Origin of the sequence: Enterobacter cloacae complex sp. 2024EL-00227 (assembly GCF_043945315.1) — a bacterium.
In the GTDB taxonomy this organism is placed as follows: domain Bacteria; phylum Pseudomonadota; class Gammaproteobacteria; order Enterobacterales; family Enterobacteriaceae; genus Enterobacter; species Enterobacter roggenkampii.
This window is the reverse complement of record NZ_JBIMQP010000009.1, coordinates 124,174-142,322: the sequence shown is the minus strand read 5'-3', so window position 1 is coordinate 142,322 and position 18,149 is coordinate 124,174. Positions and strand designations below refer to the sequence as shown.

The following is an 18,149-nucleotide window of genomic DNA, read 5'->3' as shown; positions in this document are numbered from 1 at the left end:
CGGGGTAACGCAATTCGTCTAAAGAAACGCCAAAAGGCCGCGGGGATCGCTCCCCGCGGCGTTGTTTTACGCAATTAACAGTTGATGGTTCGCCAGCAGCGTCGCCAGATCCGTCTGCACGCCGTTCAGCGTCACCAGGGTGGTTGGCGAGAACTGACCGCCGGTACCGTCCAGGTCAACCTGGATCTCGGTATTGCTGCCGTTCTGCACCACGCGGATGTAATCGCTGATATTCCCCGCGCCGCTGTCCAGCGTGGCCACGCCGTTCACGTAGCTCGCCGAGCCCGTGCCGGTATAGCCGCTGCCGGAGAGCAGATCGCGCAGGTCAATACGATCCGTGTCCGCCGTCCCTTCCCAGGTGCCGACCGTAAAGCCGTTCACCACGTCGTGACCGTTACCGCCCGTGGCGTCCGAGGCGTTGATCAGCTTGTAGAGCAGCGTATCGTGACCGCCGCTGCCGATGTTGAAGGTGTCATTTCCGCCGCGGCCTTCGAACCGGTTATCACCGCTGTTGCCGGTGATGACGTCGTCGTAATCCGAGCCGTTAATCCCTTCAATGTTCAGCAGACGCGTGGTGCCGAAGCCGGTGTCCTGCGCGGTTGAGAGGCGCAGATCCACGGTCACGCCAGAGGTCGCGTTGCGGTAATCCACCACGTCCATCCCGCCGGTGTTGCTCCAGGTGTCATGGTCGGAATGGGTAGTCCAGCCGCCGGAACCGTTGTAGGTATAGGTACCCTGCTCTGCGATAAAGGTGTCGTTATACCCGGTTCCGGTAATGGTTCCGCTGTGGCCGCCGGTGGCCGCTTCGGCCGTCAGGACGTAGCCCTCTTTGCCGTTGCCCGCTTCCAGACCGCTCCAGGTGACGTTATCCGACACGCCGTTGGTGATCTTCAGGATCTCGGCCGAATAGGTTTCATTCGGATCCAGCCCGTAGAAGCTCACCAGCGCGGACGTATCGTTCGACCCGATACCGGACTGGGCGTTGATGATCTGCGAGGCCACCAGCACGCCCGCGGCGTTGTACAGGTTGACCGTATTGCCGTAGTAGGCGTTGATGCCCTCGCTGTCGACAATGTGCAGATGCATCGCGGTGCCGTCAGCAATGGTTTTGCTGTTTTGCACCAGCACCACCTTGCCGTTCTGCTGAGAGACCAGCAGGTCCTGCGCGCCGTCCCAGTTGTAGTCCACTGCCGCCACGCCGGTGGCGTAAGCAATGCCGGACGCCAGCTGGCTGGCGGTCCAGGTGGATCCGTAGCCGTTGTTGGTGAACAGCGTCGCCGTCTGCGAGCCGCCGTAGGTGCTGAGCTTGACGATGTCCATCTGCCCGTCACCGTTCCAGTCCACCGCCACCGACAGATAGCCCGCCGCTGCGTTAGAGGCCTCGACCGCGCTCTTGGTGGCCGAGAGCTTCCCGGTACCGTCGTTGTAGTAGATCACTCCGCCGTTGTTGTTGTAGCTGCTGCCTAGGTACAGATCCATGTAGCCATCGCCGTTGAAGTCCGCCCACGTCATGGACGCCGCCGTGGTGGTATTCGAGGCGTTGGGCACAAACACGTTCGTCAGGTTCTGACCGATGGAGAGCGTGCCGTTGCCGTTGTTGTTGATCACGGTTAACGAGTACGCGCCGCTGCGGTTGGTGTGCTGAACCACATCCACGGTGCCGTCATTGTTAATATCGACGCCGGAGATTTCACGCATGGTGGTGAACTGTCCCCAGAACCCCGCGCCGCCGTAGGTGCCGTCAGGCGAGAGTACCCCGTTGTTGTTGATCAGATAGGTAATGGAGTCCGCGCCGGAGTCACCGTACGCCAGGTCCAGATACCCATCCCCGGTTTTATCGTAGGCAATCACGCCGCCGAACCAGATGGTGGTGCCCATTGCCAGCTGGCTGGCGTTATAGGTGCTGCCATCGTAGGTCCACATCACCTGCGTTGACCCGGCGTAGGTATTTTCCGTCGCGAAAATGTCCTGCGTGCCGTTACGGTCAAAGTCGGCGGCGGTCTGGCTCACCACGTAGTAGTTACGGGTGTTAGTCAGCGTATTGCCGGCATAGGTCGAGCTATCGCTGCTGGAGTAAGACTGGCCGTTAGCGATGATATTCCACAGACCGCTGCTGTTCATGCCGAGGGTCATGGTGGAGTTGTTGCTGTTCCCCGCCGTGGTTGCCCAGTCGGTGTTCACCGAGGTGGTATCAATCACCAGGCTGCCGGTCGCCGTACCGGTGGTATTGCCGTTACCCGCGCTGCTCTTCACCTGCGCGGTCACGCTGTAGCTCGCCACGCTCAGCGCATCGCCGTCCGGGATCTGCAGATACCAGGTGTTGTGATCCGGGTCGACCACCACCGCACCGCCCGTCTGGGAGGTGTAGGTTTTGCCGTTCACCGTCACCACCAGGTATTCACCGTTCACCAGGTCAGCGGAAACGGTACCGGTGACGATCGGCGTGGTATCCGACGTGGTCTGCGCGGTAATCGCCGCCGTGGTGGTCGGGATGCTGGTATCGACGTTCAGCACAAAGCCGTCGGACTCCGTGTAGTTTCCGGCCCTGTCGGTGACGCGCACGATGTAGGTGTGATTCCCGTCGCTCAGGCCGTTGTCCTGGAAGGACCAGCTTGCGCTGCCGTTCATGGTCACCTGGCCGAGCAGAACCCCGTCACGGTAAAGCTGCACGATCTCGCCGTCGTCCGGGGCGCGGTTAAGCGTCCCGTTGATCAGCGGCGAGTTATCGTCCGTTGCCACCGCGCTGCCAAAGGTGCCCTGACGCTCACCTTCACCGTCGGTGTAGCTCACGACCGTGCCAACCGTGGTCGGCGGCGTGGTGTCTACCGTGACGACCTGAGACGCGGTGGAACCCACGTTGCCCGCCTGGTCGATAATCCGCACCTGGTAGGTGTAGTCCCCGTCAGGCAGATCGCGAGTATCGGTGTAGCTCCAGCGCTGGTTGGTGACCGTGGTATCAAGCCAGGTATTCCCGCCGTCGAGGCTGATCTGCACGCGCTCGTCGCTTGCCAGCGCGCTGCCCAGCGAACCGTTGATGGTCAGCGTGGTGTCCATGGTGATGAAATCACTCCCGGACTGGCCGGTATCGTCGCTGATGCTGTCGATGGTGACGCCGTACTGCGGCGCCTGCGTGTCCACCGTCACCGCCTGCGAGGTGGTGGCCCCGACGTTCCCCGCCTGGTCGACAACCCGCACCTGATAGTTATGGCTGCCGTCGGTCAGGGTACGCGTATCGCTGTAGCTCCACTGGGTGCCGCTGACGGTGGCGTACACCCAGGTCGTGCCGCCGTCCATGCTCACCTGCACGTACTCGCCCGCGCCGAGTTCAGCGCCGAGCGTTCCGTGCAGGGTGTACGAGGTCGAACTGGTCAGGAAGTCGTTATTGTCGAAGCCGGTATCCACGGTGATGTTATCCACCGACACCGTGATCGCCGCATCCGGGGCAATCGTATCGACGGTCACCTGCTGATGGGCGCTGGCTCCCACGTTACCGGCGGCATCCACCACGCGGACGTAATAGTCATAGGTCTGGTTACCCAGCGTGCGGCTATCGACGTAGTACCAGCTGTTGCCGGTGACGATCACGTTCTGCCAGGTGACGCCGCCGTCGATGCTGATCTGGGCGTATTCGCCGTCGGCCAGCGTCGCGCCGAGCGAGCCGTGCAGCGTCAGGGACGTGTCGCGAGTGATAAAGTCGCTGCTGCTCAGGCCGGTATCGTCGCTGATGCTGTCGATGGCGATCGTTTTGCTGGCGTCCGGCGCAACGGTATCAATGGTCACCACCTGAGAGGCGGTGGCGCTGATGTTGCCCGCATCGTCAATCACGCGCAGCTGGTAGTTGTAATCCCCGTCGGCCAGCGTGCGGCCATCGACATACGTCCAGCTCAGGCCGCTGACGCTGACGTCGGTCCAGGTGACGCCCCCGTCAAGGCTGATCTGCGCGTGGTCGCCGCTGCCCAGCGCCGCGCCCAGCGTCCCTTTCAGGCTGATCTGGTTGTCGCTGGTGATAAAGTCGCTGCCGGACAGGCCGGTATCCTGCGTAATGGAATCCACGGTAATGGTGGTTGCCGCAGGCTTCGTCAGGTCAATCACCACGTCCTGGCTGTCCGTGGCCCCCACGTTGCCCGCGTTATCAATCACGCGGACCTGGTACTGATACGTCCCGTCCGTCAGGGTGCGGCCATCGGCGTAGCGCCAGGTGGTACCGGTCACGGTCAGGTCGATCCAGGTGACGCCGCCGTCGAGGCTGATCTGCGCCTTCTCGTTATTGCCGAGCTGCGCGGTCAGCGAGCCGTTGACGACGACCTGGCTGTCGTTGGTGATGAAATCCGTTGCGCTCAGGCCGGTGTCGTTTTGCAGCGAATCAATGCTGATCCCCATCGACGGCGCGGTAAGATCCACCGTGACGGTATGGTTATCGCTGGCGCTGTTGCCGATGGTGTTGCTGACCTGCGCGTTAATGACGTAAGAACCGCCGTCTGCCAGCGCGGCCACGTCAGCGCTGCTGACCGTGTAGCTCCAGGTGCCGTCATTCTGGACGGTAGCCGCATAGGTTTTACCGTTCAGCGTGAGGGTCACCGTCTGGCCTGCCGGCGCGTTGGTGGTGCCGCTGACGACCAGCGGCGTGCCGTGCTCGGCGGCGTTGACGATGTCGTCCTGCGCAAAGGTGTTAATGGTGATGGTTGGGACATCGCCGTTCAGCGTCACGTCGTGCGTTGCGCTGCCCGGGTTGCCCGCCCTGTCGCTTACCGACGCGGTGATGGTGTACTCCCCGTCGCTCAGGCCGAGAAAATCACGGCCCGGTACGAAGACCGACCACGATCCGTCCGCCCCGACGGTCGCCTGATAGCTGTGCCCGTTGAAGGAGACGGTCACCGTCTGGCCCTGTTCCGCCGTGGTCGTGCCGCGGATGGTCTGGCCCGCCAGCTGCTCCGCGTTGTTGACGATATCGTCATCGGCCACGGTGCTGATGGTCACGGTTGGCGTGACGGTATCCACCGTTAAGGTGTGCGTGGTCTGGCCGCTGTTACCGGCTTTGTCGTTGACCGAGGCGGTGACCGTCAGCGCACCCTGGCTCAGGGTGGCCAGGTCGGCTGCCGGCACGTCGAGCGTCCAGGTGCCGTCGCTGCCGACAAGCGCAGTGTAGGTTTTTCCTCCCAGCGTCACGGTAACGGTCTGACCCGCCTCCGCGCTGGAAGATCCGTGCACGGTCAGCGGCTGCTGCGCTTCCGCGGCGTTCAGCATGTCGTCAACCGACAGCGTCCCGATGCTCACCACCGGCGCAGTGGTATCCACGCTGATGCCGTGCGTTGCAGACGCGCTGTTGCCCGCGCTGTCCTGTGCCGACACCGATACCTGATAGCGTGCGCCATCGGCCAGAGCGCCCACGTCGGCGGCCGGTACGGTGGTCGTCCAGGTGCCGTCGCTCTGGATCGTAGCCGTATAGGTCTTGCCGTTCAGGGTCACGGTGACCTGGGTCCCGCTGGCGAACTGCGCGCTGGAACCGTTAATCACCAGTGACGAACCGGCTTCAGCCGCGTTGATGACGTCGTCACCGCTAACGGTGTTCACCGTCAGCGCCACGGAGGCGGTGTTAACCACCACGTCATGGGTCTGGGTGCTGCTGTTACCCGCGCTGTCGGTAATGGTCGCGCTGAGGGTCACGGTGCCGTCGGTCAGGGCGGAAATCACGCTGGCCGGAACGCCCACGCTCCAGTTGCCGCTGGCGTCAACGGTGGTGGTGTACTGGTGCGAACCGAGGGTGATAATCAGCTTATCGCCGACGTTCGCGCCGGTTGCCGACCCGCTGACGATCTGCGCCTGGCCGTGCTCCACGCTGTTAATCACGTCATCGCCCGCCACCACGTTAAAGCTGACGGTTGGCGGCGTGGCGTCAAGCGTAATCGTCTTGCCCGCGCTGCCCGGGTTACCCGCGGCGTCGCTCACGCTCACCTGCACGGTGTAGCCGTTATCCGCCAGTGCGGTCAGATCGGTGCCCGGCACGTTCACGCTCCAGACGCCGCCCTGCTGCACCTGGGCGGTATAGCTTTTCCCGACCAGCGTCACGGTGACCGTCTGCCCGGCTTCCGCCGTGGTGGTGCCGGAGATAGCCACGCCCGCAGCCGCTTCGCTGCCGTTAATCACGTTATCGCCTGCGACCGTATCAATGGTCACGGCTGGCGCAGTCGCGTCCACGCTGTATTCGCGGCCCGCCGAGGCGCTGTTGCCGTGCGCGTTGGTGACGCTCACCTGCACGCTGGCGTCACCGTCCTTCAGGCCCGCGAGATCCGCGGAAGGCACGGTGGCCGTCCAGTTACCGTCGGCATCCACCTTCGCGGTGTACGTCTTGCCGCCGAAGGTAACGGTAACGGTCTGGTTTTCCTCCACGTTCGAGGTGCTGCCGGAGAGCACCAGATCCACGCCCTTCTCCGCCGCGTTAATCACGTCGTCAGTGGCAATCGCATCGATGCTGATAGCCACCGCCGCCAGATCGACGGTCACGTCATGGCTGATGGTCACCGGGTTGCCCGCCGCGTTCTGGCCTGCCACGATCACGGTGACCGTACCTGCTGCGAAGGCCGCGACGTCTGCAGCCGGGATCGCCGCGCTCCAGGAGCCGTCTGCCAGCACGGAGGCCGCATAGGTTTTGCCATTGACGGTCACGGTGAGCGTTGTGCCTGCCGCCAGCCCGTCGCTGGTGCCGGAGACGATCAGGTTTTGAGTATGTTCGATGCTGTTGATCACATCGTCGCCCGCTTCCGTATCGACGCGCAGGCCCGGCAGGCTGGCGTCTATAACGATTTCACGCTCGCCCGTTCCCGTGTTGCCGTGGCCGTTGGTCACAGTCGCAGACACCGTCAGGTCGCCGTTGCCCAGCGCCGTCAGGACGGATTCCGGCACGTTCACGGACCAGGTCAGATCGCTCTGCACCGTTGCGGTGTAGGTGTTGCCGCCAATGGTCACAGTGACGGTATTGCCCGCCTCCGCGTTCGCGACCTTGCCGCTGAGGGTCTGGCCCGCGGCCACTTCCGCCGCGTTGATGACGTTATCGCCCGCCACGGTGTTGATGGTGACGGTTGGCAGCGCGGTATCCACCAGCAGGTTCGCGGTGTTGCTCACGCTGTTGCCCACGCCGTTGGTGGCGCTCGCGCTCAGGGTGTAATTCGCTTCGCCCAGACCCGCCAGATCCGCCGCCGGAACGGTCAGGCTCCAGGTGCCGTCTGCCGCCGTCGTGGCCGTGTAGTTTTTGCCGTTGAGGGTCACGGCCACCACGGTGCCTTCTGCCAGGTTGGCGCTGGTGCCGCTGACGCGCAGATCCTGACCCTTCTCTACCGCGTTCAGCACGTTATCGTCGCTGATGGCGTTGAAGCTGACCGAAGGCAGACCGGTATCGACGGTCACGTTATGCGTGCCGGTGCCGGTATTGCCCGCCGCGTCGGTAACCGATGCCGTGACGGTCACGCTGCCGTCGCTGAGGCCGGAAATCACGCTCGCCGGGACGCCCACGCTCCAGTTGCCCGCCGCGTCCAGCACGGTGGTGTACGTCTGACCGCCGATGGTGACGGTCACCTTATCGCCCGCTGCCGCGCCGGTGGCGGTGCCGCTGATGATGTGCGCCTGGCTGTGTTCTGCGAGGTTAATGACATCGTCGCCCGCCACGGTATTGATGGTCACCGCCGGAACGGTCACATCCACCGTCAGAGTGTGATCAACCGATGCCGGGTTGCCCGCCTTGTCGCTGACCGATGCGGTCACGGTCACGCTGCCGTCCGTCAGGGCCGCAACATCGGACGCCGGAACGTTCAGCGTCCAGCTGCCGTCCGCGCTGACGGTGGTGGTGTAGTCTTTGCCGTTCAGCGACACGGTGACCGTCTGGCCCGCTTCGGCGGTGCTGGTGCCGGACACGGTCAGTTCGCTCTTCGCTTCAGCGGCACTCAGAATGTCGTCCGTCGCCAGAGTGTTGATGGTCACGCTCGGCGCGGTCGCATCCACGCTGTACTCGCGGCCCGCCGAGGCGCTGTTGCCGTTCACGTTGGTGACGCTCACCTGCACGCTGGCATCGCCGTCCTTCAGGCCAGCCAGATCCGCAGACGGTACGGTCCAGGTCCAGTTGCCGCTGTCGTCTACTGTCGCACTATAGATTTTGCCGTTCAGGCTGATGGTCACGGTCTGCCCGGCTTCCACGTTGGTGGTCGCGCCTGACAGCACCAGATCCGCCCCTTTCTCCGCCGCGTTTATCACGTCGTCGGTGGCAATGGCGTTGATGCTGATAGCAACGGTCGCCAGGTCCACCGTCACATCGTGGCTGATGGTAATCGGGTTGCCCGCCGCGCTGTCGCCGGTAACGCTGATTTTGACGGTACCTTCCGGCCACGCGCTCACGTCCGCTGATGGAACAGCCGCGCTCCAGCTGCCGTCCGCCAGCACCGTGGCCGCATAGTCTTTACCGTTGATGGTGACGGTCAGGGCCGTACCTGGTGCCAGCCCATCGCTGGATCCGCTGACGATCAGGTTTTGAGTATGTTCGATGCTGTTGACCACGTTGTCGCCCGCCACGGTATCGACGCGCAGACCAGGCAGGTTAGCGTCGATCGCGATCTCGCGCTCGCCGGTCCCGGTGTTACCGTGGCCGTTGGTAACGGTCGCCGTCACGCTCAGGCTGCCGTTACCCAGCGCCGTCAGCACGTCAGACGGCACGTTGACATACCAGGTCAGATCGTTCTGCACCGTTGCGGTGTAGCTGTTGCCGCCAATGGTCACGGTCACGGTATTGCCCGCTTCGGCATTCGCCACGGTGCCGCTCAGGGTCTGGCCTGCGGCCACTTCCGCCGCATTAATGACGTTATCGCCCGCCACGGTGTTGATGGTGACGGTCGGCAGCGCGGTGTCCACCAGCAGGTTCGCGGTGTTGCTCACGCTGTTGCCCACGCCGTTGGTGGCGGTCGCGTTCAGGGTGTAGTTGGCCTGACCCAGACCGGCCAGATCCGCCGCCGGAACCGTCAGGCTCCAGGTGCCGTCTGCCGCCGTCGTCGCCGTGTAGTTTTTGCCGTTCAGGGTCACGGTCACCACGGTGCCTTCCGCCAGGTTGGCGCTGGTGCCGCTGACGCGCAGATCCTGACCTTTTTCCACCGCGTTCAGCACGTTATCATCGCTGATGGCGTTGAAGCTGACCGATGGCAGACCGGTATCGACGGTCACGTTATGGCTGCCGGTGCCGGTGTTGCCCGCCGCGTCGGTGACGGACGCCGTGACGGTCACGGTGCCGTCGCTGAGGCCGGAAATCACGCTCGCCGGGACGCCCACGCTCCAGTTCCCCGCCGCGTCCACCACGGTGGTGTAGGTCTGGCCGCCGATGGTGACGGTCACCTTATCGCCCGCGGCCGCGCCGGTAGCGGTGCCGCTGATAACGTGTGCCTGGCTGTGTTCAGCCACGTTAATCACATCGTCACCCGCGATGGTGTTGATAGTGACCGCAGGAACGGTCACATCCACCGTCAGGTTGTGGTCCACGGACGCCGGGTTACCCGCCTTGTCGCTGACCGATGCGGTAACGGTAACGCTGCCGTCGGTTAATCCTGCCAGATCGGCCGCCGGAACGTTCAGCGTCCAGCTGCCGTCTGCGCTGACGGTGGTGGTGTAGTCTTTGCCGTTCAGCGATACGGTGACCGTCTGGCCCGCTTCGGCGGTGCTGGTACCGGACACGGTCAGATCGCTCTTCGCTTCGGCGGCGTTCAGAATATCATCCGTCGCCAGGGTGTTAATCGTGACGGTCGGCGCGGTGGCATCCACGCTGTACTCACGTCCCGCCGAGGCGCTGTTGCCGTTCACGTTGGTGACGCTCACCTGCACGCTGGCGTCGCCGTCTTTCAGACCCGCCAGGTCGGCGGCTGGCACCGTGGCCGTCCATTTGCCGTCGGCGCCGACGGTCGCGGTGTAGCTCTTGCCGCCGAAGGTGATGGTAACGGTCTGGTTTTCCTCAACGTTTGAGGTCGCCCCGGAGAGCACCAGATCCGCGCCCTTCTCGGCGGCGTTAATCACGTCGTCTGAAGCAATCGCATCGATGCTGATGGCAACGGTCGCCAGATCTACCGTCACATCGTGGCTGATGGAAACCGGGTTACCGGCGCTGCTCTGGCCTGCAACGGTCACGGTGACCGTACCTGCTGCCAGGGCACCCACATCCGCAGCCGGGATGGCCGCACGCCAGGTGCCGTCGGCCAGCACGGTGGCCGGGTAGGTTTTGCCGTTTACGGTGACGGTCAAGGTGGTACCTGCGGTCAGGCCATCGCTGGATCCGGTCACAATCAGATTCTGCCCGTGCTCGATGCTGTTGATCACGTCGTCGCCCGCCACGGTATCCACGCGCAGGCCCGGCAGGTTAGCGTCGATCGTGATATCGCGCTCAGCGGATCCGCTGTTGCCGACGCCGTTGGTCACGCTGGCGGTCACCGTCAAATCGCCGTTGCCCAGCGCCGTCAGCACAGATTCAGGCACATCGACGGACCAGGTGAGATCGTTCTGCACCGTTGCGGTGTAGCGGTTGCCGCCAATGGTCACGGTCACGGTGTTGCCCGCCTCGGCATTCACCACCTTACCGCTGATGGTCTGGCCGGCAGCCAGCTCGGCGGCGTTAATCACGTCGTCGCCCGCAATGGTGTTGATAATCACGCCCGGCAGAACGGACTCCACGTTTACCGTGTGCGACGCGCTGGTGCTGTTGCCGACGCTGTCCGTGGCTGACGCGGTGACGGTATAAAGCGCCTCGCCCAGCTGACCAACTTCGCTCGCCGGAACGGTGGTGGTCCATTTTCCGTTATCGTCCACCTGCGCACTGTACGCTTTGCCGTTCAGCATCACGGTCACTACCGCGCCAGCCGCCAGGCCGGACGCCGTACCGGAGATCGTCAGATCCTGGGTTTTCTCGGTGCTGTTGATCACATCGTCACCGGAAACGGTGTCAATGGTCAGCCCCGGCGCGGTCAGGTTCACCGCCACACCGTGCGTGGCGCTGTTGCTGTTGCCCGCTTTATCGGTCAGCGCCGCGGTAATAGTGTAATCCCCGTCGGCCAGCGCGGTAACGTCTGCCGCAGGCACGCCCACGCTCCAGTTGCCGGAGGCATCCAGGGTGGCGGTGTACGATTTGCCGTTGAGGGTGACGGTGACCACGTCGCCCGCCGCCGCGCCGGTCACGGAGCCCGTGACAATCAATGCCTGCGCGTGCTCGGCGCTGTTGATCACGTCGTCGTCGGACACGGTGTGAATGGTCAGCTGCGGGACGGTGGTATCGACCAGCACGTCGCGATCCGCAGAGGCCGGGTTGCCCGCCTTATCGGAGACCGCCGCGCTAATGGTGTAGTTACCGTCGGTAATCGCGCCGACATCCGCGGAAGGCACGGTCACGCTCCAGTTGCCGTTTGCCTGCACGGTGGTGGTGTAGTCCACGCCGTTCAGGGTCACGGTGACGGTCTGGCCCGCTTCGGCGTTGGTTACACCATTAACGACCAGATCCTGCTGCGCCTCGGCCGCATTGATGATGTTATTGTCGCTGACGATCTCGATAGACACCGTCGGCGCGGTGGCGTCCACGCTGTACTCGCGGCCTGCCGACGCGCTGTTGCCGTTCACGTTGGTGACGCTCACCTGCACGCTGGCATCGCCGTCCTTCAGGCTGCCCAAATCGGCAGACGGCACGGTGGCCGTCCAGTTGCCGTCGGCATCGACCGTCGCGGTGTACGATTTGCCGCCGAAGGTGATGGTAACGGTCTGGTTTTCTTCCACGTTGGTGGTGGAGCCGGACAGCACCAGGTCCGCGCCTTTCTCCGCCGCGTTAATCACGTCGTCAGAGGCAATCGGGTTAATGCTGATGGCGACTGTCGCCAGATCCACCTTCACGTCATGGCTGATGGAAACCGGGTTGCCCGCCGCGCTATGACCTTCAACCTTCACGGTAACCGTGCCCGCGCCGAGCGCGCTGACGTCGGCCGCCGGAATGGCCGCCGTCCAGGTGCCGTCCGCCAGTACGGTGGCCGCGTAGGTTTTGCCGTTGACGGTGACGGTCAGCGCCGCGCCCGTTGCCAGACCGTCGCTGGAACCGGTGATTATCAGGTTTTGAGCGTGTTCGATGCTATTGATCACATCGTCGCCCGCCACGGTATCGACGCGCAGGCCCGGCAGGTTGGCATCAATGGTGATGTCGCGCTCGCCGGTGCCGGTGTTGCCGTGGCCGTTAGTGACGCTGGCTGACACCGTCAGATCGCCGTTGCCGATGGCGGTTAAGACCGAGGACGGCACGTTGACCGACCAGCTCAGATCGTCCTGAACCGTCGCGGTATACGTATTGCCGCCGAGGGTAATAGTGACAGTGTCACCGCTCGCCGCACCGCTCACTTTCCCGCTCAGGGTCTGTCCGGCAGCCACTTCCGCCGCGTTAATAATGTCGTCCGTCGCGACCGGATTGATGGTGACCTGCGGCAGCGCGCTGTCAACCAGCACGCTGTGGCCGGTGCTCGCGCTGTTGCCCGCGGCGTCAGTTACGCTCGCCGTCACGGCGTAGCTCGCTTCGCCCAGCGCCGAGACGTGTGCCGCCGGAACGGTCACGCTCCAGTTCCCGCTCGCGTCGGTGGTGGCCGTATAGTTAATCCCGTTCAGGGTCACCGTAATGGCGGTTCCTTCCGGCTGGTTGCTGGTGCCGGACACCTGCAGATCCTGACCTTTCTCGGCCGCATTGATCACGTCGTCAGCCGCCAGGGTATTGATGGCGACCACCGGCGCGGTCAGGGAGACGTCAAATTCGTGCGTCGCAGTGGCGCTGTTACCGGCTTTGTCGGTGAGGGTCGCGGAGATCGTCTGGTCGCCGTTGACCAGCGCGCCCACGTCCGCCGCCGGAACGCCCACGCTCCAGCTGCCGGACGCGTCCAGCATGGCGGTGTAGTCTTTACCGTTCAGGGTCACGGTAATCACGTCGCCCGCCTGCGCGCCCGTCACCTTACCGGAGACGATCAGCGCCTAGCCGTGCTCGGCAATATTCACGATGTCGTCGCCCGCGACGATGTTGAAGCTAATCTGCGGTACGGTGGTGTCCACCAGCACCGATGAGCCCGCGCTGGCCGGGTTACCTGCTTTATCGGACACGGTCGCCGTGACCGCGGCACCGCCGTCGGTGATGCCTGCCAGATCCGCCGCAGGCACGTCGAGCGTCCAGCTGCCGTCCGCCTGCACCTGCGCGGTGTACTGATTGCCGTTAAAGGTCACGGTGACCGTCTGGCCCGCTTCGGCAGTAGAAGTGCCGCTCAGGGTCAGATCCTGCGCTGCCTCTGCCGCATTCAGCATGTTATCGCCGCTGATGGTGTTGATGGCCACCGTCGGCGCGGTGGTGTCGACGCTGAATGCCTGCGCCGAAGACGCGGCGTTGCCGTTCACGTTGGTGACGCTGACCTGCACGCTGGCGTCGCCGTCTTTCAGGCCGCTCAGATCGGCAGCCGGAACGGTCCAGGTCCAGTCGCCGTTGGCATCCACCGTCGTGGTGTACGTTTTTCCTGCGAAGATAATGGTGACGGTCTGGCCCGCTTCAACGTTAGATGACGTGCCGGACAGCACCAGATCCTGGCCTTTTTCCGCCGCGTTAAGGACGTTGTCGTCGGTCACGCTGCTGATGGTGATGGCGACCGGCGCGAGATCGACGTCCACGACGGTCCCGATAGCCACCGGGTTGCCGGAGGCATCCTGCGCGCTTGCCTTGATATCCAGAGCGCCATCTGCCCACTGGGACACGTCCGCCGCCGGTACCGCGGCCTGCCAGGAGCCGTCCGCCAGCACCGTTGCGGAATACGCTTTTCCGTTGATGGTCACGGTGACGGCGCTGCCCGCCGCCAGATCGGTGCTGGTGCCGGACACAATCAGGTTCTGAGCGTGCTCAATCACGTTGATCACGTCGTCGCCTGCGACCGTATCAATACGCAGCCCCGGAAGCTGGGCGTCGATGGTGAAGTCGAGCGAAGAAGAACCGGTATTGCCGTGCGCGTTGGTGACGCTGGCCGATACGGTGAGATCGCCGTTGCCCAGCGCGGTCAACTGGCTCTGGGTTAACGGCAGGCTCCAGGTGAGATCGTCCTGCACGGTGGCAGTAAAGGTCTGGCCGCCCAGGGAAATCGTGACAGTGTCACCTGGCGCCGCATTTGTCACCTTACCGGTCAGGGGTTGCCCTGCCGCCACTTCCGCCGCGTTAACGATATTGTCGCCCGCCAGCGTGTCGATCGTTACCACCGGCAGCGAGCTGTCCACCAGCACATCGTGCGAGGTTGAGGCGCTGTTGCCGACGCTATCGGTGACGTTCGCCGTCACGGTGTAATTCGCTTCGCCCAGCGCCGAGACGTTTGCCGCCGGAACGGTTACGCTCCAGTTTCCGCTGGCGTCAGCGGTAGCCGTGTAGTGAATGCCGTTCAGGGTCACCGTAATGGTCGTGCCTTCCGGCTGGTTACTTGTGCCGGAGAGCAGCAGATCTTCGCCCTTCTCGGTCGCGTTAATCACGTCGTCCACCGCCAGCGTGTTGATACCGATGACAGGCGTCACGGTATTCACCACCACATCCAGTGAACTGCTTCCGGTATTGCCGGATCGGTCGGTCACGGAGACGTCGATGGTCCAGGTACCGTCCGTCAGCCCCTGTACGGCAGACGCCGGCAGGCCAAGGCTCCAGTTGCCCGCCGCATCCACCACGGTGGTGTAATCGACGCTGTTAATAGTGATAGTCACCCGATCGCCCGCTGCCGCCCCGGTGACGGAGCCGCTCAGGATCTGCGCCTGTGCATGGGCGAGCTGGTTAATGGTATTGGTGTCGGTGACAAAGTCGTTAATGGTCACCTGCGGCACGGTGGCGTCCACCAGCCCAACGCGGTCGGCGCTGCTGCTGTTACCTGCCACGTCGCTTACGGTGGCCGTCACGGTCACGATGCCATCGTTGAGGGCACCGACGTCAACCGCCGGTACGATCAGCTGCCAGGTTCCGTCCGCCTGAACCGTGGTCTGATACGTTTTGCCGTTCAGCGTCACGGTGACCGTCTGGCCCGGTTCCGCAGTACTGGTGCCGCTTAAGGCTAAATCCTGCTGCGCCTCAGCCGCATTGATGATGTTATCGCTGGTGAGGTTATCGAGGGTAATCGCCGGCGGCAGCGTATCCACCGTGACCACGCGCGACGCGTCGGCACTGTTACCGTTGACGTTCGTGACGCTGACGCTCACCTGCGCGCGCCCGTCGATCAGGGTTTCCATGGCGCTGGCGGGCACGGTCAGGCTCCAGGAGCCATCCTGCTGCACCTGGGCGGTAAAGGTCTGGTCGGCGAATTTCACCACCACGGTCTGCCCCGCCTCCACGCCCTGCGTCTGGCCGGAAAGGGTTAAATCACTGCCTTTTTCAGCCGCATTCAGCAGGTCATCGCCGGAGACGGTATCAATGGTGACCGCCACGGCGTTGAGATCGAGTTCAATCGGGTGTTCAGCCGCAACGGTATTGCCCCAGGCATCTTTTGCGCTGACGCTAACCGTCACCTCTCCCGCGGTCCAGGCCTGAAGGTCCGCAGCAGGAACGCCAATGCTCCAGCCGCCGCTGGCGGTAACCACGGCGTTATATTCGACGTTGTTAATGGTGACGACGATCGGCGTGCCCGCGGCCAGGTGGGTGCTGGCGCCGGTGACGGTCAGATCCTGCTGCTGTTCGATGGCGTTGACCACGTCATCGCCGGAAATGGTGTTCACACGCAGGCCCGGCAGCTGTGCGTTGATATTGATATCGCGCTCGCCGGTGCCGGTATTGCCGTGCGAATTGGTCACCGACGCGGTGAAAGTTAAATCGCCGTCGCCGAACGCCTTAAGATCCGCTGACGGGATTTTCACGCTCCAGGTCAGATCGCTGCCCACCGTGGCGGTGTAGCTCTTGCCGCCCACGGTGACAGAAACGGTATCGCCCGCCGCCGCGCCGGTAACGCGACCGCTGAGGGTTTGATCGACACCCGCTTCGGCGTTATTGACCAGGTTGTCGCCCGCAAAGGTGTTGATGATCACCTGCGGCAGCACGGTATCCACCAGCAGCGTCGCCCCGGCAGAGCCGCTGTTACCCACGCTGTCAGTGCCGCTGACGCTGACGGTGTAGAGAGTGTTCGCCAGATTCAGCACGTCGGAAACCGGCACCTGGACCGCCCAGATGCCGTTTTCAACGGTGGCCTGATAGCTGACGTTGTTCAGCGTCACGGTAATGGCGCTGCCGTCAGGCAGGTTGCTGGTACCGGTCAGGCTCAGCGGCTGCATCGCCTCCTGGGCATTCAGCACGTTGTCCTGGCTAATGGCGTCAATCGTAAATTCTGGCGGGTTGCCGCTCAGCGTAATGCCGTGCGTGGCGCTGCCGGTGTTGCCCGCCGCGTCGGTCACGGATACTGAAATCGTGTGGTTGCCTTCACCCAGCGCGCCCAGCACGGATGCCGGAACGCCCACGCTCCAGCTGCCGTCCGCCAGCACCACGCCGGTGAAGGACTGGTCGCCAACGGTCACGGTGACCACATCGCCTGCCGACGCGCCGCTCGTCTGCCCGGAAATAATTTGCGCCTGGCCCTGTTCGCTGGTGTTCAGTATGTCGTCGCCCGCCACGGTATCGATGGTGACCACCGGCGCGGTGGTATCCACTGTGAAATCTGCGGTGACAGACGAACCGTTGCCCGCTTTGTCGCTGACGTTCACCGTCAGGGTGTGATTACCCTCGTTGAGCGCCTGCACGTCGTCCGCAGCAAGCGTGACGGACCAGGTACCGTCGCTGCCCACCGTGGCGTTGTAGTTTTTACCGTTCAGCGTGACCGTGACGATCTGACCGGCTTCCGCAGTCGTTTTGCCGGTCAGCGTCAGCGGCTGGCTGTGCTCGGCGGCATTAATAATGTTGTCCTGCGCGAGGGTATCGACAGAGAGGGTTGGCGCGACGCTATCCACGCCGATTGTCTGGCTGCCGCTCACGGTGTTACCCGCCGCGTCTTTGCCGATGACGTTGACCGTCCAGGTGCCATCGCCCAGCGCCTGCGCGTCGGCCGCGGGCACGTTAACACTCCACGTCCCGTCCGCCCCCACTTCCGTCGTATAGGTTTTACCGTTCAGCGTCACGGTGAGTGCGGTACCTTGCGCCAGATTCTTGCTGGCACCGGAGAGCGTAAAGCCCGCGGATTGCTCGCTGGCGTTAAGCACGTTGTCGCCCGCCGTGGTAGCCAGCGTAATGGCAGCCTCGGCGGTCGAGACCGTTACGGTAATGTTGCCCGCATCGGTGGTTTTACTGCCGTCGATCTGCACCACCGACCAGGTGTGTTCCCCGTCCGTCTGGGTCGGTAATTTTACCGTCCAGGTGCCCTCTTTACCGACCATGGCGCTGGCGATGGTGCTGCCGCTGCTGTCTTTGATCTGGATGGTCGCGCCCGGCTGGCCGGTACCGCTAAAGGTTGGCGTGTTGTCGTCCGTGATCGCGTTTGCTGTCAGCACGCCCTGCTTGTCGCCCGCTTTATCCGACAGCAGGAAGGTTGGCGTGGCGCTTTCCACTTCTTTCGTATTATCAATAACTTTTGTTTTAGTCTCGCCGTCGCCGCCGTTTGCCAGCAGCGCCCCGATGGCACCGCCGCCTAATGCAGCTCCCGCAATCCAGCCCCACGGGGCGTCGCTTAAGACGCTTCCCTGCTCCAGGAAAGGTTGAATGCTGCTAATCGGTGTGGCCTGCGCGGTTAGCTCGGTCACCGCAACGCCTGACGCTTCCCCGGTATCGGCAAAAGAAATATGCGTCAGTTCCTGACGATCGTTGAACACCAGCTCTGACTGGTTGTGCGTCTCAGGATCTTCAACAAAATAGTTATTGCAGCGAATCACGCTGCCATCTTTCATATAAATGAGGAGGTCTTTACCCTGGCGGACATATCGCACCACATCCTGAGCAGAACCCTGGATTTCAATCACGCTCGGGGAGGAAATAGAGACCGACAAATTTCCTTCGCCGGTTAATTTCGTTTTCTCCGCCGTTTTGCGAATGATGACATCAACAACCTTTATGTTACTCATATTTCTCTCCTTGCAGGTGTGCGGATTCCTGTGGATATGTCCACCAGACGGATGTAGCTATCCCTGGGAAAAAACAC

Annotated in this window: 1 pseudogene; it reads right to left on the bottom strand. The window is 63.2% G+C overall.

Annotated elements, in window-relative coordinates:
- Nucleotides 1-66: 66 nt before the first annotated feature.
- A pseudogene (locus tag ACHH0Z_RS16670) lies at nt 67-18,072 on the bottom strand (Ig-like domain-containing protein).
- Between the last annotated feature and the right edge of the window lie 77 nt (nt 18,073-18,149).